Source organism: Pseudoroseomonas cervicalis ATCC 49957 (genome assembly GCF_000164635.1).
Taxonomy (GTDB): Bacteria; Pseudomonadota; Alphaproteobacteria; order Acetobacterales; family Acetobacteraceae; genus Pseudoroseomonas; species Pseudoroseomonas cervicalis.
The window spans coordinates 1-913 of the sequence record NZ_GG771103.1; the positions used below are offsets into that span (position 1 = coordinate 1).

The window sequence follows — 913 nt, forward strand, 5'->3', positions numbered from 1 at the left end:
ACGAGGCGGTGCTGGCGCTGGGCGGCTTCGCCGCCGCGCCGGGCGCCGGCGCGCCGCCGCTCTGCTGGGGCGATCCCTGGGACCCGGCGGCGACCGCCGGGCTGGCGCCGGAGGCCCCGGTGCTGCTGGTCGGCCAGGGGCTGACCATGGTCGATGTGCTGCTGGCGCTGCGCGAGGGCGGGCATCGCGGCCCGGTCACCGCGATCTCCCGCCATGGCTGGCGGCCGCTCTCCCATGTGGGCGGCGCCTTTCCGCCGCCCCGCCCGGTCGAACTGCCGGAAGGGGAGGGGTGCTGGCGCTGTGGCGCCGGGTGCGCGCCGCGGCGCGGGCCGCGGCGGCCGAGGGCCAGCCCTGGCAGGCGGTGCTGGACGGGGTGCGGCCGCAGGTGCAGCGGATCTGGCAGGGCTGGCCGCCGGCCGAGCGCGCCCGCTTCCAGCGCCATGCCCGCAGTGCCTGGAACCTGCACCGGCACCGGCTGGCGCCCGAGGTGGCGGCGCGGCTGGCGGCGGAGCTGGAGGGCGGCGGCCTGCGGGGCCTGGCGGCGCGGCTGCTGCGCTGGGAGCCGGAGGGGGAGGGGGTGCGCGCCACGCTGCGCCATCGTGGCGGCGCCGAGCGGGTGCGGGACTTCGCCCGCATCATCCTGTGCACCGGCCCCGAGGGTGGCCAGGCCTGGCGCGAGGCCGCGCCGCTGCGCGCCCTGCTGGCCGAGGGGCGGCTGGCGGAGGACGGGCTGGGCCTGGCCAGCGATGCGGAATGCCGCGCGCTGGATGCCGCCGGGCAGACGGTGCCGGGCCTGTCCGTTCTGGGCCCGCTGACCCGTGGCCGGCTGTGGGAGGTCACGGCGGTGCCGGAGATCCGCGCCCAGGCGGCGGCGCTGGCCGATCGTATCGCAGGCGGAAAGTCGAAGAATCCC

General features: G+C 79.5%; 1 protein-coding gene. It reads left to right on the top strand.

The window, feature by feature from the left end; translation table 11 throughout:
* Positions 1-289: 289 nt before the first annotated feature.
* The coding region (locus tag HMPREF0731_RS21970) for an FAD/NAD(P)-binding protein (protein WP_007006465.1) at positions 290-913 on the top strand (624 nt) is incomplete at its 3' end.